At 53.7% G+C, this 18042-nt stretch carries 19 protein-coding genes; 1 reads left to right on the top strand and 18 read right to left on the bottom strand.

Annotation, left to right across the window (positions count from 1 at the left end; genetic code table 11):
* Positions 1-77: 77 nt before the first annotated feature.
* The 13 genes from ABIB59_RS05795 to ABIB59_RS05735 form a co-directional block, all read right to left on the bottom strand.
* The gene (locus ABIB59_RS05795; RefSeq protein ID WP_354034947.1) at positions 78-596 is read right to left on the bottom strand and encodes a DedA family protein; all 519 of its coding nucleotides are present in this window, start codon (positions 594-596) and stop codon (positions 78-80) included.
* Positions 597-1007: 411 nt separating this feature from the next.
* Entirely contained in the window at positions 1008-1256 is a 249-nt protein-coding gene (locus ABIB59_RS05790; protein ID WP_039078641.1) for a hypothetical protein, read from the bottom strand.
* Positions 1257-1510: 254 nt separating this feature from the next.
* Positions 1511-2086, bottom strand: a complete 576-nt coding sequence (gene pagP, locus ABIB59_RS05785; RefSeq protein WP_039078640.1) for a lipid IV(A) palmitoyltransferase PagP — start codon at positions 2084-2086, stop codon at positions 1511-1513.
* A gap of 352 nt (positions 2087-2438) precedes the next feature.
* Entirely contained in the window at positions 2439-3332 is an 894-nt protein-coding gene (locus tag ABIB59_RS05780; RefSeq protein ID WP_354034411.1) for a LysR family transcriptional regulator, read from the bottom strand.
* A 516-nt stretch (positions 3333-3848) separates the two neighbouring features.
* Positions 3849-4622 carry a DUF3750 domain-containing protein gene (locus ABIB59_RS05775; RefSeq protein ID WP_193795674.1) on the bottom strand — a complete coding sequence of 258 codons (774 nt, stop codon included), beginning with the start codon at positions 4620-4622 and terminating at the stop codon, positions 3849-3851.
* Positions 4623-4781: 159 nt separating this feature from the next.
* Positions 4782-5600, bottom strand: coding sequence for a hypothetical protein (locus ABIB59_RS05770; protein WP_107223023.1), 819 nt, complete (start codon positions 5598-5600; stop codon positions 4782-4784).
* A 152-nt stretch (positions 5601-5752) separates the two neighbouring features.
* Positions 5753-6640 (bottom strand): alpha/beta fold hydrolase, encoded by an 888-nt coding sequence (locus ABIB59_RS05765; protein ID WP_107223024.1) that lies wholly within the window; start codon positions 6638-6640, stop codon positions 5753-5755.
* Between the two features lie 21 nt (positions 6641-6661).
* Positions 6662-7465, bottom strand: coding sequence for a pyrroline-5-carboxylate reductase family protein (locus tag ABIB59_RS05760; RefSeq protein ID WP_108701661.1), 804 nt, complete (start codon positions 7463-7465; stop codon positions 6662-6664).
* 13 nt (positions 7466-7478) lie between these two features.
* A complete protein-coding gene (locus ABIB59_RS05755) occupies positions 7479-8231 on the bottom strand; it encodes a VOC family protein (protein ID WP_354034407.1) in 753 nt (250 codons plus the stop codon).
* 18 nt (positions 8232-8249) lie between these two features.
* Positions 8250-9095 (bottom strand): transporter substrate-binding domain-containing protein, encoded by an 846-nt coding sequence (locus tag ABIB59_RS05750; protein WP_354034405.1) that lies wholly within the window; start codon positions 9093-9095, stop codon positions 8250-8252.
* Positions 9082-9837 carry an amino acid ABC transporter permease gene (locus ABIB59_RS05745; protein WP_039078634.1) on the bottom strand — a complete coding sequence of 252 codons (756 nt, stop codon included), beginning with the start codon at positions 9835-9837 and terminating at the stop codon, positions 9082-9084. The genes ABIB59_RS05750 and ABIB59_RS05745 overlap by 14 nt, the downstream gene beginning before the upstream one ends.
* Before the next feature lie 9 nt (positions 9838-9846).
* Entirely contained in the window at positions 9847-10545 is a 699-nt protein-coding gene (locus ABIB59_RS05740) for an ABC transporter permease subunit (RefSeq protein WP_039078633.1), read from the bottom strand.
* Positions 10546-10555: 10 nt separating this feature from the next.
* Positions 10556-11296 carry an amino acid ABC transporter ATP-binding protein gene (locus ABIB59_RS05735; RefSeq protein ID WP_354034945.1) on the bottom strand — a complete coding sequence of 247 codons (741 nt, stop codon included), beginning with the start codon at positions 11294-11296 and terminating at the stop codon, positions 10556-10558.
* On the opposite strand from ABIB59_RS05735, the gene ABIB59_RS05730 reads away from it, so the two are divergent.
* A complete protein-coding gene (locus tag ABIB59_RS05730; protein ID WP_079496770.1) occupies positions 11286-11546 on the top strand; it encodes a hypothetical protein in 261 nt (86 codons plus the stop codon). The two genes, ABIB59_RS05735 and ABIB59_RS05730, sit on opposite strands and share 11 nt — an antisense overlap.
* A 4-nt stretch (positions 11547-11550) precedes the next feature.
* Here the strand turns inward: ABIB59_RS05730 and ABIB59_RS05725 are convergent, their stop codons facing one another.
* From ABIB59_RS05725 to ABIB59_RS05705, 5 genes are read right to left on the bottom strand one after another with little or no spacing between them, the layout of a single operon-like run.
* Positions 11551-12705 (bottom strand): alkylhydroperoxidase domain protein, encoded by a 1155-nt coding sequence (locus ABIB59_RS05725; RefSeq protein WP_354034402.1) that lies wholly within the window; start codon positions 12703-12705, stop codon positions 11551-11553.
* Positions 12702-14357 (bottom strand): dipeptide ABC transporter ATP-binding protein, encoded by a 1656-nt coding sequence (locus ABIB59_RS05720; RefSeq protein ID WP_317077891.1) that lies wholly within the window; start codon positions 14355-14357, stop codon positions 12702-12704. Before ABIB59_RS05720 ends, ABIB59_RS05725 begins: the two co-directional genes overlap by 4 nt.
* Positions 14354-15214, bottom strand: a complete 861-nt coding sequence (locus ABIB59_RS05715) for an ABC transporter permease (RefSeq protein WP_354034400.1) — start codon at positions 15212-15214, stop codon at positions 14354-14356. Before ABIB59_RS05715 ends, ABIB59_RS05720 begins: the two co-directional genes overlap by 4 nt.
* Positions 15211-16155, bottom strand: a complete 945-nt coding sequence (locus ABIB59_RS05710; protein WP_103245722.1) for an ABC transporter permease — start codon at positions 16153-16155, stop codon at positions 15211-15213. Before ABIB59_RS05710 ends, ABIB59_RS05715 begins: the two co-directional genes overlap by 4 nt.
* 54 nt (positions 16156-16209) lie before the next feature.
* The gene (locus ABIB59_RS05705) at positions 16210-17844 is read right to left on the bottom strand and encodes a TIGR04028 family ABC transporter substrate-binding protein (protein WP_502910482.1); all 1635 of its coding nucleotides are present in this window, start codon (positions 17842-17844) and stop codon (positions 16210-16212) included.
* Positions 17845-18042: the final 198 nt, after the last annotated feature.

Below are 18042 nucleotides of genomic sequence, written 5' to 3'. Positions count from 1 at the left end.
CCTCAGCACAGAACGGTGGGAATGGCGGCACCTGGATTTTATAAATCTGAGCGGAGCAGAACCTCTTTCGCTTCGCATCAAAAAAGCAGCGGCAGGAACAGATTAATGCCTGCACTTACCCCGACAAACAGCGCGGCCCATATGGCAGACGAAAAGAGGCAGATGCCATAAACTTTGCCCGGATTCAGGCGCAGCATTCCTGCCGCAAGCGGAACGAGATAGCGCAGCAAGGCGATAAAACGGGACGTAAACAGCACCACGGCGCTATTGCGCTGTAACTTGCTGCGAACGCGCAGCAATGTCTCCTCATGCCGGGATGTCACGCGATGAAAACGGTCGCTATGGGTCATCAGTAAGCCCAGATGGTAACTCACCAACGAACCGAGCGTTGCCCCTGCGGTGACCGCCAGCCACGCCATGATCGGCGGCAGGCTTAAGTGACTTGCGGAGAGCGCCGCGACCAGCATCACCGACGCCGGGGGAAGCACGGTGGAGATGAGCACCGTGGATTTGCTAAACGCCACCATAAACAGCAGCGCGAACATCTGCATCGGGTGCGATGCAAAATGGGCAAGCAGGCTGTTCAACCACTCCATATTCATTCCGGCGTCCGTGAGCATTTCGGGCATTCCCTTTTAGCGTATTGAACAGGGGATGTCTTAAATATTACCTCAACAAATCGGGTGAGGCGGAACAGGGCTCTGGCGATTTAAAGAGACCGCTAAGCGTAAAACAGGCAATCTCGCATCATGACTTTGTCAGTGATAATTCCCATTTTAGCGATGCCCTCGCGCAATACAGGGGGCTCGATTTTATTACGCTTAACGCAATGTGTTGTGTAGTAAAAGCGCGGGAATGAGTTCTCGCAAAATGAGACGGTGACGATATTCCGCATATGTATGTGTTGAAGATAACGACTGCCTGGCAGGAAGGGTATTGCGACAACCTAAGGCTGAGGGTTCAGACGCGACAGACTCGCCTGAACCAACTGCATTCACCTTAAAGGCTCAGACGCGCTGGCTGCGCAACATGGTGCAGAACGGGCAATTACAGCCGCTCACCGGTGTGGCAGCGCAACTCCCCAGGCTTAAACCAGGCATTCCCTGCGTAGTGATGGCCTGATCATAGATAGCAAATTCTGCCCCACGGATCTGCTGGCGGGAAAATTCAGCGGGATCTTTATCTTTCGCCTGAAACGCCATCGCACTACCAGAAACAACCGACAACGAAATCGCTAAAATCTGACTGATTTTCATAGGGTATTGCCCTCAAAAGGAAGACGTCATTTTGATAAGTCGCTACATGCCGGCAGACCGCAACCGCCATTAACTGTTATAAAATAACATTCCATAGCGCAATGCAACGTCAACAATGTGTCGAAATTTGCGCAGCAATCGGTTATGCGTCAAAGCCCGTGTTTATCGCCATACCGATAAACACCGGCGCTTTCTCCCACGAGTCGCAGTGCTCACATACACGACTCTCATCCTTTTGCGTAATCTGCCTGCGGTTAAAAACCGTAGCGGAACCAGGCGAAGAGGACATTGCCATTATTATAAGTACCTGGAATATAGGTAAATTGCACGCTGGCCTGTTTATAACTTGCAGAAAGCAGCGGCAGCACGACAGGCAGAGGAACATAATTGGCGAAATCTTGTCGCGCGGTCACCGCTGCCGTCAAACCAAGCCCCAGACGAAAATCACGGTTTTGATCCAGATACCAGCCCTTTTCCCAGCCGTAGCCGATAATGGGCTCCCATTTGTTGTGGGAGTCCTTAAACGCCATGGCATACAATGAGCTCCAGTTTCCATCGGCGTTATAGCGGGATACACCGAAACCGCCGCCCCACGGCCTCTCGTTATAGCGGTCCGTTTTTTCTTTGTCGTAGGTGAAGCGGTTATGCCAGGTGAGAAAAGGTAAATAGAGATCATAACTCTGTGGATGGTCCCAGGTTTCGGTCACATCTTGTTTAAACCCGTCCCACCATTGCGCTATCCGCTGTTCGCCGTAAATGGCCGCCTCTGCATCAGTCGGGACGAAAGCTGCCCACCCAATAGCCCAGCACACAATGAATAGCCTTAACATCTACCACCTCATAATACATTTGCCATCCTGAAATAAACGTCACTGTCTACTGTCAGGTCTTTATTTAATGGTGGTAAACACTACTGTCCCCACATTAAACAAAACATAAATTTTTGAAGCTTTCCTGAGAAGCAGATCACTCTTAATAAGCGTAGTAATCTCTAAACAAACGTGACGGCAATCGTCTGCAGAAACGGCATTTCCCGGATAAGGGGTCAACGGATGGCGAGGTAACCCGAAACTATAGCATGTTGTAACTATTTTTAAACTGTGTGTAAGCGGCAATGCAATATTGAGAGCGGGAATTATGGTCGACTCCCGCAGACGGCAAGCGTCTCCCCCATCGCACCGGTTACGGGTGATAGCGCAAGGTTTCAATTAACCGGGCAAAGGCCGGGGTATGCTGCCTGCGGCTGGGATAGTAAAGGTAATATCCCGGAAAGGGTTCGCACCATTCGTCCAGGACAGTGAGTAACTTCCCATCAGCGATATCTTGTTTGACGCAATCTTCCGGGACAAAGGCTAACCCCATACCAGACAAAGCGGCATCAAGACGGGAGGACAGGTTAGTAAACGTAAGCTGCCCTTCGACTTTGACGCGGAGTTGCTGACCGTTTTTTGAAAACTCCCAGGCATATAAGCCTCCCAGAGTCGGCAGGCGCAGATTGATGCAGTTGTGGTGCTGCAAATCATGGGGCGTTTGCGGTTTACCGTAGCGAGAACAATAGTCGGGCGAACCCACCACCACCATCCGCCAGTCCGGCCCGATACGCACCGCGACCATATCTCTGGCCACCTGCTCGCCCAGACGTACCCCCGCATCGAAACGCCCGCTGACGATGTCGGTCAGCGTGTTATCGATTACCAGCTCCACATGCACATCCGGATATGTCTGCAGAAAGGGTTTCAGCGCGGGCCAGACGGTAGATTGCAGCGCATGCTCACCGAGCGTAATGCGGATATTCCCGGCAATGTTCTCACTCATGCTGCTCAACATGATCAATTCGTTTTCTATATCCGCAAAGCGTGGCGCAATACTATTAATTAAAAGCTCACCGGCTTGCGTAGGCGCAACGCTGCGGGTAGTACGGGTTAACAGACGTATTTTCAGGCGCTCTTCAAGCCCACGAATTGAATGGCTCAATGCCGATTGAGATAATCCCAATTTTGCTGCTGCTCGAGTAAAACTGCGTTCACGGGCAACAACGATAAAGTAGAACAGATCGTTAAAATTATCTCTTAGCATCACAGCCCCGTTGCCAAATACTTTTAGTTAATCGTATTCAATACTACTACGCGTCACAAAGGAAACATATGTATAAATCTCATTGATAAAGATAAAAAAATAACGAAAAAGGCGAAGCCCCTGTCTAACAATTGTGTTAATCCACAGGAAGCGCCCTCTAAAATGAGGCTATATCATGAGTGTTTGAGATAAAAAATATTATTCTCTATTAATAATTACGAAAATTTAAATAATCGTATTATTGATACATCAAAAGGATAATACTACCCGTCCTTTAATTCCCCCATTATTAAACACATCGTTTCGTGAAGGGAATATTAATTGCCATATCATGACATGAAAAGCCACGCTCAGATGCAAACAATATCGGGAAACAGGTTAAAGGGGGGAGCATGCCCCGAAAAACCGGGGGCCACGATTTCTTACTGGATTGACGGCGAGAAAGGCAAAAGAGTCGGGGAAAAGTTGCGGATGGAAAAAGTCTCTCCATTATAATTCAATATATTACCTGGCGCCTCACGGCTCACTGTTTTGCAGATTATCGCGCCCCACCCCGCCAATAAACGGCAGCCGCAACCGCAACGGCGTGAAATCCAGCCCCATGCTCAGGCCAAGGACGTTAAGCTCAAATCCCTCTTCGGCACCAAGGGTGATGCCCGCGACACCCAGCAGCGACACCTGTATACCGCGCCCGGACGGGGGTAAACCGATGAGGTTACGCAGCGAGCGAAAATCTTTGCCCACCGCATTAGCGGGCATATCCAGTTTCAGAGCAGGCACGGCACGTCCGATATGAGCAACAAACGTATTGCTGTTTGGTCCGGGCCAGGCGTGATAGGTATCCGGCCACGGGTATGAGGCGATGGCCGCCTCAATCTGCGGGATCATCGCCTCGGCTTGCGCGCCACGGTGTTCAACAAGCAGACGGGGTTTCGCCCCGTACCAGTAGCCATCCGGCGCGTTGCGGTTACGTCGCACTTTTTCGCCGCCACCCCAACTGACAACCTCGTAGCGGTTGTATTCCGTGTCACCCGCACGCTTAAACACAATCCATGGATGCACGGCCACCACGCCTTTCCAGCCCCATGTCGGCGCGGCATAAACCTGAACAATCGCCAGTTGGGCATTTTGCCGGGCATCGGGTGCCATGCCAGAAGAATCACGCCTGGCGGCCCACCACCCTTCCTGCACCCGCGATTCACGTTGGTGCATCGCCTGAATGAGACTGGCAATAAGAGAGAGCAGAATGATGCAAAGAATACACAAACAAAGCGTTTTTATCGGGGTCATGGCGCCCTGCTATCAGAAGGGAATATCGACGCGTCCGGTGAGTATACCGTCGTTTTTGTATCGCAGTACGCCCTTAGCACATAACGCAAAAGCCCGTCTCTTCCCCGGACAGGCCTGAAAGTGTTCGCGCTTTCAGACCCCGATGACAACATCGCAAAACTAGCGCAACGTTCCTCTTGAACCTGAGCACACCAGTTGTCGACGTTTGATGTGGTACATCTCAACATCCGATTGCAGGAAGAAGCCCATTTCCCAGGGGTTTTTGCGGATAAATGCTTCCCGAATGGTCTCATAAAGTGGGCTATCTGGTGGCACCAGAGAGGCCTCGCCTTCCACAATGGTGTAGTTCCATTCAATCGCCCGCTCAAACGTATAGTGGGCACGTTCATCCATGGCAAAAAAACAATGTGGATTACGTTTTAGCAACCTGGATTTGAACATCTGCGGGAAGGTAATGAGGAAAATATCATCATCGACGGACGATAAAAACGCCAGCACCGTGGTGTGCGGCTGCTCGTTGGCCATCGTAATCAATACGCCAACTTTATTCACCGCATCTTTTGATTCAGGTTCAGGCATATTGCGCAGCGTGGTGAATGGCACAGGCAGTTCAGGCCTGTTGTCCGCCGGGAACTGATATCCCTCTTCCCGGATCTCAAGCACGACGCTCATTCCGTGAATCAACTGACATTCCCGTGGCGCGACAACCACCCAGTCTTCTTCCTGACTGATAACGCGGCCTTTATACGAGGCGCGATATACACTGATTTCCGCATCGAACTCATCAACGCCCGAACGGTTATCCAGATGCAGGGTAACGAAATCCCCTACCGAAAACGTATGTCCTTTTGGGAAGTAAACCCGCAGGCTGTTATCCGACTGAATAAAAACACCACAAACATGAATAACCACATTGTCCTGCTGGTAACCCGCCAATATGCCGAGCACCTGTTTACCAAGAAAGGTTGCCAGATTCATTAATACCTTTTCCCTGTTGATAGAGTTTCAGTGAAACTGTTATCGGCAACGGTTTGTTAAACCATAGTTTTTTGTTCAGTGGGCTCAACAGGCCGCAGTGGAAGGTCATACTCAGAAGGGAAAAAAATAAGGCCGGTTACCCGGCCTGAATATCACTTGTAATCGATAAAGTTCAGGATGGCCTCGTTGAACTCCTTCGGTGCCTGAATAAAGGCGAAGTGGCTGGTGTTCGGCAATATCAGTAAACCGGCTTTCGGGATCGTATTGGCGATATATTCCAGGTGCTCACGCACAATGGCTTCGTCATGATCGCCGTCGACAATCAGTACCCGGTTGGAGATTTTCTTAAGATCCTCATCGCTCCAGTTGGGCTGCGTTGCCCACATATGGCTTATCTGATCGACAAAGGCATCATACTGGTCCGGGGTTTTGGAAAGCTTGCGATATTCATTGCCCGCCCGCTCGATATAGCTCGCAAAGACCGGGTTCTTCTCGGTATCCGGTTTCACACCGCTGGTTTTGGTGTTAGGGGCAAAGGAAAAAATACGGTTCACTCGTGTGGGGTGGCGAATTGCCAGATCGATACCAATAATCCCCCCATCGCTCCAGCCGACAATATCCGCTTTCTGAATATTCAGATGATCGAGCAACGCCACCACATCATCACTCATTAAATCGTAGCTGTAAGGCCGTTCGTCGCGCGTACTGCGCCCATGTCCCCGACTGTCGACCACGATAACCTTATGATCTTTTGCCAGCGCGGCGACTTGCAGGCCCCAGTAATCGGAATTAGCCAGACCGCCGTGCAGTAATACCACCGGCTTCCCCTCTCCGGTCGTTGCGTAATAGAGTTGTATACCGTTGACGCTGGCATACGCCGGTTTCAGCGCGGCAACAGGAGCAGGCGTTCGCGGTAATTTTTTCCAGCGCTCCTCCCAGGCAATCGGGGACTTAGGCGTAACAGCCCAGGTCGCAGATGTGCTCAATGCCCCCATCACGCAGAGCAGCCCGGCGAGGATTAATGTTTTGTTTTTCTTCATAGCGATCGCTCCTGATTACGTTTAATGTGCCTCACCCAGCTCTCGGGTACGTTTCACCGCCGCCAGCACGCTGCGTTGCAGGCCTGCGGCAAAATCGCTGTTGTTAAGCTCATACAACCCATGGATCCCGACGCCTGCCGGCGAATTGTTAATATCCAGAAGCTGTCTTGGATGTTTCTGGCTTCGGCGCAGCATCTCTACCGCGCCCTGCAGATTTTCGAGCACCACTTCGCTTGCCTGCGCACGCGACAGACCGGCCAGAACGCCCGCGTCGGTAAACGACTCGATAAAGTAATAAATGTAGTTCGGCCCGGCAACACCGAAGCCGGTAAAGATGTCGATAAGCCGTTCCGGCAGATAGAGCACTTTGCCAAAGCCGTTGAGAAAAGGTTCCACCTGTTCGGCGCTCGCCAGCGCATTCAGAACCACCCCGCTGTAGCCAAACCCGGTGTCGGTAAGCGTATTGGGGATAACGCGGGCAATAGGTTTTCCCGTCCCCAACGCCGCTTCCAGTTGGCGCAATGTCACCCCGGCAATCAGAGAGACCACCGTCGTTGTGGCAGAAAGATGAGGCTGAATACGCGCAGCGACACTTGCTAAATCATCCTGCGGGCGGATCCCCAGAACCACCAGCGCAGCCTCGTGTAGCCGTTGCCCGTTCTGCCGCTCCGGCGCCAGACCATAACGTTCAGTGAGCAGTGCAATACGGTTTGGGTCGATATCCTCCAGCGAAATATCCTGCGAACGGAGTGTTCCCGCCGCCAGAGAGGCACGAATAATCGCCTCCGCCATTTGCCCGGCACCAATAAAATGGACTTTTGCCATGAGCCGCCTCTCCTTATTGAAAGCGATATTCGCCGTTACCTACATGAAAACGGTGGCCTTTCAGCGCCGGGTCAGAGACGTTAAAGACCAGTTCAACTAACCGATTAGCCGCACTCTGGCGAAAGATAAAGCGCTGTTCGCCCACCGCCAGCCCCTCCGGCGATTCGTTGAAACCAAACAACTTATGCCAGTGTGCTCGCACAGCCTGCGGATCCTGCACGTCAAAAATGGCACTCTGTAATGTCACTTCGCCTGCGGGATGTGGCCTGTCGAGCCCCTGAGCACGTAGTCGCGCCAGCCGGGCATTATCGTCCTCACCCCATTGCAAAATAAAAGGATAAGGCAGGCCGTTAAAATCCCCATCGATGGTGAAGATGCGCCAGCTAATCACATTGCCCTGCGGGTCGTTACGCTGGCCATCGACTATCGGCGAGACCTGTAATCCTTTGCTGCGCAATTGCGCATGCGTCTGGTCAATATCATCCGAGCGCAGCGCCACCCGATGCAGCGCCTGGTTTTCCGGCAACAGGTGCGCCGCATCGCGGGAGAGCAAAAAATCGGTCTGTGCCGACGCCAGTTCAGCCTGATCAGCGATGGCGAGAAATTCAATATAGGTCAGCCCAAAATAGCTGAGTGCATTCCATGTTCCCCAGCCAGGGTGACGCCCACCGGCAAGCGCGTTGAGCCTCTGCCCCGTAAAGATGGCAATGGCCTCTTGCGGCTGGTTAACAAACTGCACGGCATGGTCCCATTTTAATGTGGTCATGAAGCCCCCCTTGAATGATTATTCCCAGTCGGTGTTCACTTTGACGTTCTCTGCACCCGGCAGGCCGTAAACGTCTTCGTCATACCACTTGCGAGACAACGCGGCGAGCGTGCCATCTTTTTTGAGGGCTTCCAGCTCGGTGTCGATGGCTTTGATCAGTTTCGGGTCAGCACTCTTTTTGTAGAGATAGACGTTAGGGAACAGGCCGACAGACTCGGAGGCTTTCAGGTTCAGATTCAGCGCTTTGTTTAACGCCAGTAAGGCGCCAACCGGATAGATAGCCGCATCATATTCACCAGAAGCAACGGCTTTGAAAATGTCCGCCGCAGACTGCTCACCGTTCGGCTGTAGATTGATTTGCTGGCCTGGGTGCTTTTTGTTGTAGTTATCAATCACGGTATAACGCGCATCGGATGTATGAATCGGCACCAGTTTCTTCTTGCCGCTCGCCAGATCGGCCAGCGTATGAATGTCGTTTTCATTGTTACGCACAATTAAACGCAGGTCGCTGATGCCCGAAGGCTGGCCGGAGTAAGCGTATTGCGCCGCACGCTCTTTTGTCAGATAAAAATGGTCAGCCGCAAGGGTGTATGCGCCGGTGGACAGACCGACAATCATCGCATCGCGGGAGACCGCATTAAAATGGAACTTATAGTCGGTGAGCTTCTGATCAATGATTTTTAATAACTCACCGTCGTAACCGGTAATATTATTGTTATCGTCTACAAAGCTAAACGGGAACCCGTTTGCATTCACCACCACTTCAACAGTTTGCGCATCAGGGCTTTTTTCGACCGCTTGCGCCACCGTTATATTCATTGCCAGGAGCAGTGAACTTACCAACAACAGCTTATTTTTGAACATATTTCTTTCCCCAAAATGAGTGAGATGGAACCACTTTACGTGCATGGCTTTTCCACCGGTTACTGAGATACACCTCGATATGTCGCAATATCCAGGTAAGGACCAGACAGAGCGCAATATAAATAAGCAGAACGATGCAATAGGCCTCCACATAATGAAAACCGCGCGCTGCGGCGATATTCGCCTTAGCCATCACATCCACCACCGTAATGGTGTAAACCAGTGACGTATCCTTGATCAGGTCAATCAGAACGCTGGTGTAGTTGGGTAGCGCGGATACCGCCGCCTGCGGAAAAATGATGCGTCGAAACTGGGTAAAGCCGCTCAGCCCTATCGACCATGCGGCCTCGCGTTGCCCTTTTTCCACGGCATTCCACGCGGAGCGAAAAGTCTCGGCAAAGTAGGCGCTAAACACCACGGAAAAAGCAGTTACGGCGGCCACCAGCGGTGAGAGTTTGTAACTAAACGGCGTATCCTGCGGCCCGCCCCAAAGCCCGCTGGCAATCCACGGCCAGACATAAAAGACAAAATAGAGCATTACCAGCATGGGGATAGAGCGCCCGAAAGAGATAAACACCTGCACCAGATATTTCACGTAAGGCACATTACCAATCATCACCCAGGCAAAAACACCGCCTAATAACGTTGAAAATATTAACGATAAAAAAGTGATCAGTAACGTGACCGGTAGCGCGCTTAATATAAACGTGAAATTATCCCGCATAAAATCGAGGCTAAACATAGTCGTCTTTTACTCCAGTAAATATTGATACTTTTTCTCAATACGATTTGTGAGATAAAAGATAATCATGTTAAGCAACCAGTAGATGAGAATGACGCTAATAAACGCCGCGACCTGCTTTGCACCATAACTGTTTTGCGAGATTTTTTGTGCGCGACCAAAAATATCGACAATACCAATAATGTTTACCAGTGATGTCATCTTCACCAGATTGATTAGAAGGTTGCCGAAATTGGGAATAGCGATAATGAGCCCCTGCGGAAAAATAACGCGCGCAATACCCATGTGCCAGGGAATATTCAAACTGCGTATCGCCTCTTTTTGTCCGATATCCACGGCATTCCATGCCGAGCGCATCATTTCGGCAAAATAAGGGCTGATGCCGACGGAAATAGACAAGATGGCAAAAGTCATATCGCTGATCAGTAGCGCAGGAAGTTCCAGCGCTGAGAGAATCAGTTTCCCGCCGAAGAAAAAGAGCAGGATTAACAGCGCCAGCGGCGCACCGCGCAGCACATCGGTGTATGCTTTTGCCAGCCATCTCAATAACGATGAGCGACTAAACTGCAAGACAGTAGCGACCAGACCAAGTGCCAGACCGAGCAATAAAGAGGCCAGCGTGATCCCCAGGGTGATCGGCAGGTTTTCCAGTAATTTCGGCACAATCAATAGCAGATCGTCGGAACGCAACAACGGTTGTGGATTCATTACATTAGCCTCAGGCGTGGAAACGGAGCCGGGCAAGAAACGCCTGTGTGCGCGTGTGTAACGCCGCGCCAAAAATCTGCTCCGGCGGCCCCTGCTCCACGATTTCCCCGTTTTCCATAAACACCACTCTGGAAGCGACCTGGCGGGCGAATTCCATTTCATGAGTTACGATAATCATCGTTTGCCCGTTCGCGGCAATCTCCTGAATGAGTGTCAGAACCTCGCCGACTTTCTCCGGATCCAGCGCCGATGTGGGTTCATCCAGCAATAGCACCGCCGGGTTAATCGCCAGCGCACGGGCAATGCCAATACGCTGTTTTTGCCCGCCAGAAAGGTTGTTCGGATAGTGATCTTTTTTATGTAACAATCCGACCTGTTTTAGCAGGCGTTCAGCCGTCGCGACCGCCTCCTGACGCGGGCGCTTTTGCGCATAGATCAAGCCTTCGGTAATATTTTGCAAGGCGGTGAGATTATGAAACAGATTCCAGGATTGAAAGACCATCGCAGTTTTCGCGCGTATTTTTTCAATCTCTTTTTTTCCTGCTTTGGCGCAATCAACAATGGCGTCGTCAATTTTTATTTGTCCGCTGTCGGCGGGTTCCAGAAAATTCAGCGTGCGCAACAGTGTCGTTTTACCCGAGCCGCTTGGGCCAATAATGCAGATAATTTCCCCTGCGTTAATGGAAAGCGAAACCTCTTTTAGTATTTTTTCGCCAGTAAAACTTTTACTGATTTTCTCAATGGCAATCATCATTATATTTTCGCAGCGGGCTATCCCTGATAAATGCACAACGGCGGCATCTATTTCTTTAAAAAAACTATATTGCCGGTGGGTCTATAAAGACAAACAAGAAAAATACATATGCAAAGTTGAAAAACACATTTCCGAAATGGGAGTATTTGCGGAAATTGACCTATTTAAACTATTAACGGGAAATAAAGGTGGGGGAAAGGATGATCCGCTCTTTATCGTCGCGGATCATCCTTTATATTCTCTTTAACGGCTCACGCCTGCGGCCAGTAAGGTTCGCCAAGCGTCAGCATCAGGCGATTGGCCCATGCGAAAAACGCGGCTGATTGCACAAGATCCACAATCTCCAGGGTACTCAGCCCCTGTTCACGCAGTTGCACCACATCCTGCGCGCTGGCCTGTGCGGGCGTGCTGGAGAGACGTGCAACGAAATTGATCTGCGCCTGCCAGCGTGGAGACTGCCGTTGTGCCAAATCGCCACCGGGGGCGATATCCAACAGATGTTGCACCGCTTCCTGCTGTTTAGAAAGCTGGCTTGCTTTACGGGCATGTACCGAGGCGCAATAAATGCAGCCGTTGACCTTACTGGCGACAGTTGCCGCCAGTTCGCGCTCGGCGCGCGGCAATCCCGACGCGGTATAGAAAATCCCTTTATCCGTCAGCGTGCGCTGCTCAAGCACGGGGAGATTACGCCCCAGCAGACGGAAATAGTCCGACTCGCTATGGCCGAAACGGGCCAGGGTCGCCTGCTCGTCGGCGTTAAAATCAGGCAGCGCTTTTGCCGCAATCCACGGCTCCCAGCCGAGCTCCGCCTGGGTAAAGGCAACCGGCGCCCGTTTGCCCGTAAGCGTCTGTGGCTGCGTATGCCACTCCCCTGCCGTTACGGCTTGTGGCTGTGGGATGTCCACCTCATGGCCTGTCAGTAGACGATAGCCGCGTAATAAGCGGCTCTGGAAACTGATAAAGGCGGTTAATTGCGACAGGGTCACAATATCGTCCTCTGACCATCCGGCGTTCAGCAAGGTCTGTAAGTCAGCCGCCTGCGCGCTTACGGGATGTAGCGTGAGTGTCCTGGCATGGGCCAGCGCCGCGTTCAGCGCCGGGGTCACGTTCGGGACAGTAACGTCTTTGCCGCGTTGCTCGTAATAGCGGCGCAGTACGCTGTCCCGCAGCCAGTTGCTAATCTGCGCCGCCAGCCAGAATCGCACGGCGAGCGACAGCTTTCCCTGTACAGCCCGGGCGGAAAAAAGCGCCTCATAGCTGCCCTGAGTATGGCGCGTTGCCGCTTCCCGCGTCTGGCGAGCGGCGGCCAGTTCACTGTCCGGCGCAATCCCGGCCAGGCTGTCGAGCAGGTCGTGAGCGTGTAACGCCGTCTCTTTTTCCGGAATCAAAGGGTCATGCAACGTCATAAAATCTCCTGTTGTTGAGTACGGTGCGTCATGCCGGGAATGGCGTCGATCAGCTCCCGCGTGTAAGGATCACGGGAGTGGCTAAAAATGTGTTCTACCGGGCCGGTCTCCACCTGCTTTCCGTGGTGGAGCACGCTCACGGTGTCGGCAATTTGCCGCACCACGGAGAGATCGTGGGAGATAAACAGATAGGTCAGGCCGAGCTCGCGCTGGAGCGTATCGAGCAGGCGCAGGATTTGCGCCTGTACCGTCACATCAAGGGCGGAAACCGCTTCGTCGAGTACCAGCACCTGGGGTTCCAGAATGAGCGCTCGCGCAATGGCCACGCGCTGGCGCTGGCCGCCGGAGAGTTCATGCGGTTTACGGGTCAGTAGCTCGTGCGGTAGCGCCACGCGTTCAAACATCTCATGGACTTTCTGCGCGCGCGTTGCCCGATCGAAGCGGCCAAAGTTGCGCAGAGGCTCCTCCACAATGTCGAACAGACGCTGCGCTGGATCGAGTGAACTGAACGGATTCTGATAGACCAGTTGAATTTTTTGCCGGAACTGACGCAGCGGCTCTCCTTTCAGGCGGGTGATGTCTGTCCCCTCGATCAGAATCTGTCCGCTGGTGGGGCGATGAAAGCCAAGCAGGCTGCGCGCCGTTGTGGTTTTCCCCGACCCCGACTCCCCCACGATGGCATGTGTGGTGCCGCGTTCAACGCTAAACGATAAATTATCCACCGCACGGAACAGCGTTTTGTTGTCGGTGGAGAGCGGATAGGTCTGGACCAGATTATCCACCCGAATCACTGTGTCACCGCCGCTTGTCCGTGGCACGCGCGGCGTGGGATTGAGCGACGGCACATCCGCCAGCAGCGCTCTCGCATACTGGCTGCGGGGTGCCTGCAACACCGCCTGAATGGGGCCTTGCTCCTGCACATGTCCACGCTGGAAGACCACCAGCCTGTCGGCGCGTTCTGCCGCCACGCCTAAATCATGGGTCACAAACAGCACAGCCGTGCCGCTTTCACGCCGCAGTTCATCCAGTAAATCGAGCACGCGCTTTTGTACCGTCACGTCCAGTGCGCTGGTCGGCTCATCGGCAACAATCAGCGCAGGTTTCAATGCAATGGCAATCGCAATCAAGACCCGCTGCTTCATACCGCCCGAAAGCTGATACGGATATTGCTGCGCACGTAGCTCGGGTTGCGTCAGCCCAACGCGGGCCAGGAGCGCCAGAGTTTGCTGGCGAATCACCTGACGGGGCGCGCGCTGGTGCAAACGCAGGATCTCATCAACCTGCGCGCCGATGGTTTTGACCGGATTGAGCGAGCTGGTGGGATCCTGGGGAATCAGACTGATACGCGCACCGCGAATGCCGTCCAGTTGCTTTTGCGACCAGCGGCTGATATCGGTGCCGTTCAGGCGAATCGCCCCCCGGGTCAGGCGACCGTTTTCACTGAGCAAGCCAATGACCGCCTGTGCCGTGGTGGTCTTGCCGGAACCGGACTCCCCGACCAGCGCCACCACTTCACCGGGGTTGATCTGAAATGACACCCCTTCAACCACCGTGCGATCGCCTTCGGCGGTGCGGTAACGGATGGTGACATCCTCCAGCTCCAGTACCGGTACGGTAGCGCTGCTCTGTTGCAGACTCAGGTTCAGGCTCATGATTGCCCCCTACGTAATGATAGGCTGACACGGTTGGCCGCCAGCACCACCAGCACGACGACAATCCCCGGGAAGGCAGTCAGCCACCAGGCCGTTGAAAGGTAATTCCGGCCCTCGGCGATCAGCAATCCCCACTCTGGCGTGGGCGGCGGTGCGCCATACCCCAGGAAACTGAGGGTAGAAATAGCCAGAATCGCACTGCCGAATTGCAGGGCGGCAAAGGCAAAGACGGTACTCAGGGCGTTAGGCACGATATGGCGTAATAGAACACTGAAAAAAGTGCCGCCGCTGCCCCATGCCGCTTCGACGAAATCGCTGTGGCGCACGCGCAGAGTTTCACCCCGCACCAGCCGCGTAAAACTGGCAATCGAGGTGATCCCCACCGCGATGGCGGCGTTCACCGTGCCGAAGCCCAGCAGAATGATGACGCTCAGCGCCAGCAGCAGCCCGGGAATAGCGAGCAGAATATCGATAACGCGCATGATCAGGCTATCGAACCAGCCCCCAATCGCCCCGGCCAATAACCCCAGCAGGCTACCGAGCGCCAGCCCAAGACCAACCGCAATAAGCGCGCCGGAAAGTGAATGCACGGCACCATAGACAATGCGGGTATACAGGTCGCGGCCCAACTGGTCGGTGCCAAGCAGATAGCCGTTGCCGGGGGCAAGACGCTGTGCGCCCGCCACGCCGTCTGTTGGGTTGAAATGGGTAAACCAGGCGGGAAACAGCGCCCAGAGCACAACCGTCAGCAAAACCAACCAGGCGGCAAGCAAGCCCGGACGCAGCGTCATACGGGGCACGCGAGCGCGTTTGTATAATGACGGGAAGCTGAGCTTCCCCTGAGGAACGACCGTCATGAGGTGACTCCTGTACTGTTTTTCAGGCGGGGATCGAGCAAGGGATACAGCAGATCGATGGCGAGGTTAATCACCACAAAAGCGCTGGCGGAAATCACCACGATGGCCTGTAACACGCTACTGTCCTGGGTGTTGACCGCTTCCTGGGTGAGTTGCCCCAGGCCACTGCGACCAAATACGGTTTCGGTTATCAACGCGCCGGCGATAAGTTCGCCCAATAACAGCCCCGCCACGGTCAGCGTGGGCAACAGCGCATTGCCCAACACATGGCGCCACAATACCCCCGCCCGGCTGGCCCCTTTCGCGCGTGCCACGGCGACAAACGGCTGGGTTTGTACCTGGTCAATACTGCGCATCAAAATTTGCGCCAGCGGCGCGGAAATCGGTAACGCCAGCGTCAATGTGGGCAGGATCAGGCCCTGCCATGGGCCTGGGTTAATAACCGGGATCCACCCCAACTGGAAAGAAAAAATCTGGATTAACACGATACCGAGCCAGAAAGTCGGCACCGAAATAAACAGTGATGGCAGCGATTGCAGCGCCGCACGCAGCCCGCTAAACGGCGACAGAAATGAGAGTGCTGCCAGCACAAAGGCCAGGATCGTGGCGACGATCAGCCCTAACAGCGCCAGCAGGAGCGTGGAAGGAAGATTCTCACTTAGTAAATCACTGACCGGTACGCCGGTCTGGACGGAAAGGCCGAAATCCCCATGTAACAGGCTGACCACCGCGTGGACATATTGCGTCAGCACCGGTGTGTCAGCACCATAGCTCAGGCGCAACTGGGCAATTTGGTCGGCGCTCAGCCCGAGATCCGGATTCTGGAACTTGATCAATATTGCGTCGCCCGGGAGTGCCTGTAACAGCACAAATGAGAGCGTAAAGGCGGCCCATAACACTATCAGCGCCTGACCAAAACGTACCGTCAGATATCTGCCCATGGCTTGTCCTCTTTCACGGTGCCCCTCGCCCGCTGACGAGGGGAAACCCGTGCGTTATTTATCTAACCAGGTGTTGTAAAAACTCGGGCGCCCTACGGCTTCGAAGCTCAGCCCTTTGGTGGACGGCGCACCGGCATAGACCTGCGGCTCTTCAAAGATGGGGATGACGTAGGCTTTATCGATGAGGTATTGCTGCACCTCATTGACCAGCGCAATACGCTTATCCTGTGAGGTGGCGGAGGCGATACCACTGAGCAATGCGTTCAGATGGTCGTCCTCAAACTGCTTCACTTTGTCGCTGGCGCCCCCTTTTTGCAGCAGCACATTGCGCAGCGTCGGGAAGTACTGGCTTTTCAGAACATCCGGATCCGTGCGGCCCACCATGCTCGGATATACGCCCGTTTTAGCCGGGTCAAGGTTATCGAGGGTTTTACTGCCCGCATCCCCCGCCAGGACGTTGAGTTTGACGCCCACTTTGGCCCACTGCTGCGCCACCAGTTGCAGTGTCTCTTTGTTCTGCGGCTGTGGCGGCGATTCGTACGCCGTCAGCGTCAGGGATTGCCCGTCTTTCTGTCGCACGCCGTCCGGGCCGCTTTTCCAGCCTGCCTCATCGAGCAGACGCGCCGCCTGGGCCGGGTCAAATTTCAGCTTGTCGGAAAGATCCACATAGCCCACCGCCGTTTTGGCTAACACTGATGTGGCCTGCGGGTAATTTGCGGAGAAGAGCGTCTGGACAATCTCTTTGGTATTGGTGGCATGCAGCAGCGCCTCACGCACCTTTTGATCCGCCACCAGTGGGTTATCAGGGCGGAAGTTAACACTGTTGTTCACCCCACGCGTCGGGGAGGCATAAACGGCAAAACCTTTGTCGGAGACGCGCTTCTCGTCGTAGGCCTGAATCTGGCGAATCGCATCGGCCTGGCCGGAAAGTAACGCGCCAATACGGACGCTATCTTCCGGCGTCACCAGCACGTTAATGCCGTCCAGATAAGGACGCCCCTGATGGGCAAAACTCGGCGGCGCCCAGTTATAGTCCTTACGCGCCACCAGTTTAACTTCGCGGCCCGGACGGTCGCTCTCCACCACAAACGGACCGGATCCAATAATGCTGCGCGCGCTGCCGAGCTGGTTAAAGTTTTTCTCCAGGGTCGAGAGCGAGACCAGTCCGGAGCCAATGGCGGAGGTGCCCTGCAGGAAACCCGGCGACGGAGATTTGAAAAAGAACTTCACCGTTAGCGGATCGATCACTTCGCTTTTCAGGTAGTTGTTGATGACCTCGGACACCGGCTGGTTGAGGACTTTATTGCCCAGACCATAGGTATCGAAATTTTTCGCTACGGCGTTGGCATCAAGCGGAGTGCCGTCCGAAAAGGTGACGCCAGGACGAAGTTTAAAGGTGTACTCGGTGTAATCCGCGTTGGTGGTCCAGGATTGCGCAATCCACGGTTCAATTTGCAGGGTTTTCGGGTTTTGCCAGGTCAGCTTGTCGGTTATCTGGTTGAGGATTCCGCCGTTAGGGTAAAACCCGCCCGCAGGCGGATAGAGGTTAGTGTGCGCCTGTTGTTCCAGATAGATTAGCGTGCCGCCGTTTTTGGGCGCGTTTTCTGCGGCCACTGAAGCGGCGCTGATCCCTGCCAGGGCCATCGTGGCAAAAAGGCGAAATCGGTATGTGGAGAGCAAAATCGACATTGTTATTTTTCCTGTAGTTATCGTTTAAGCGTCGTGCTGAGCGCGGCCGGATGCCCCCATACAGGCGGCTAGCCGTCCGAAACCTGATTTGATATTTTCACAGCGATGGGTAAACCGCAAAGAACAATACTGATAATGAATATGCGTAAATTTGTTAGCGAGATGTGACACCAAATCGGCAGCAGCGCAGAGTCCAGG

Origin of the sequence: Citrobacter sp. UYEF32 (assembly GCF_040546205.1) — a bacterium.
GTDB classification, from domain to species: Bacteria; Pseudomonadota; Gammaproteobacteria; order Enterobacterales; family Enterobacteriaceae; genus Phytobacter; species Phytobacter diazotrophicus.
Note: the sequence above shows the minus strand (reverse complement) of the source record. Positions and strands in the feature narration are given on the sequence as shown.

Bases quoted from the DNA above. Each gene is read 5' to 3' on its own strand.
- ABIB59_RS05765 (WP_107223024.1), bottom strand. From the start codon at position 6,640: ATGAAGAAAAACAAAACATTAATCCTCGCCGGGCTGCTCTGCGTGATG.
- ABIB59_RS05720 (WP_317077891.1), bottom strand. From the start codon at position 14,357: ATGAGCCTGAACCTGAGTCTGCAACAGAGCAGCGCTACCGTACCGGTA.
- ABIB59_RS05770 (WP_107223023.1), bottom strand. From the start codon at position 5,600: ATGAATCTGGCAACCTTTCTTGGTAAACAGGTGCTCGGCATATTGGCG.
- ABIB59_RS05750 (WP_354034405.1), bottom strand. From the start codon at position 9,095: ATGTTCAAAAATAAGCTGTTGTTGGTAAGTTCACTGCTCCTGGCAATG.
- ABIB59_RS05715 (WP_354034400.1), bottom strand. From the start codon at position 15,214: ATGACGGTCGTTCCTCAGGGGAAGCTCAGCTTCCCGTCATTATACAAA.
- ABIB59_RS05740 (WP_039078633.1), bottom strand. From the start codon at position 10,545: ATGAATCCACAACCGTTGTTGCGTTCCGACGATCTGCTATTGATTGTG.
- ABIB59_RS05780 (WP_354034411.1), bottom strand. From the start codon at position 3,332: ATGCTAAGAGATAATTTTAACGATCTGTTCTACTTTATCGTTGTTGCC.
- pagP (WP_039078640.1), bottom strand. From the start codon at position 2,086: ATGTTAAGGCTATTCATTGTGTGCTGGGCTATTGGGTGGGCAGCTTTC.
- ABIB59_RS05735 (WP_354034945.1), bottom strand. From the start codon at position 11,296: ATGATTGCCATTGAGAAAATCAGTAAAAGTTTTACTGGCGAAAAAATA.
- ABIB59_RS05725 (WP_354034402.1), bottom strand. From the start codon at position 12,705: ATGACGTTGCATGACCCTTTGATTCCGGAAAAAGAGACGGCGTTACAC.
- ABIB59_RS05745 (WP_039078634.1), bottom strand. From the start codon at position 9,837: ATGTTTAGCCTCGATTTTATGCGGGATAATTTCACGTTTATATTAAGC.
- ABIB59_RS05730 (WP_079496770.1), top strand. From the start codon at position 11,286: ATGGCAATCATCATTATATTTTCGCAGCGGGCTATCCCTGATAAATGC.
- ABIB59_RS05795 (WP_354034947.1), bottom strand. From the start codon at position 596: ATGGAGTGGTTGAACAGCCTGCTTGCCCATTTTGCATCGCACCCGATG.
- ABIB59_RS05790 (WP_039078641.1), bottom strand. From the start codon at position 1,256: ATGAAAATCAGTCAGATTTTAGCGATTTCGTTGTCGGTTGTTTCTGGT.
- ABIB59_RS05710 (WP_103245722.1), bottom strand. From the start codon at position 16,155: ATGGGCAGATATCTGACGGTACGTTTTGGTCAGGCGCTGATAGTGTTA.
- ABIB59_RS05755 (WP_354034407.1), bottom strand. From the start codon at position 8,231: ATGACCACATTAAAATGGGACCATGCCGTGCAGTTTGTTAACCAGCCG.
- ABIB59_RS05775 (WP_193795674.1), bottom strand. From the start codon at position 4,622: ATGACCCCGATAAAAACGCTTTGTTTGTGTATTCTTTGCATCATTCTG.
- ABIB59_RS05760 (WP_108701661.1), bottom strand. From the start codon at position 7,465: ATGGCAAAAGTCCATTTTATTGGTGCCGGGCAAATGGCGGAGGCGATT.
- ABIB59_RS05705 (WP_502910482.1), bottom strand. From the start codon at position 17,844: ATGTCGATTTTGCTCTCCACATACCGATTTCGCCTTTTTGCCACGATG.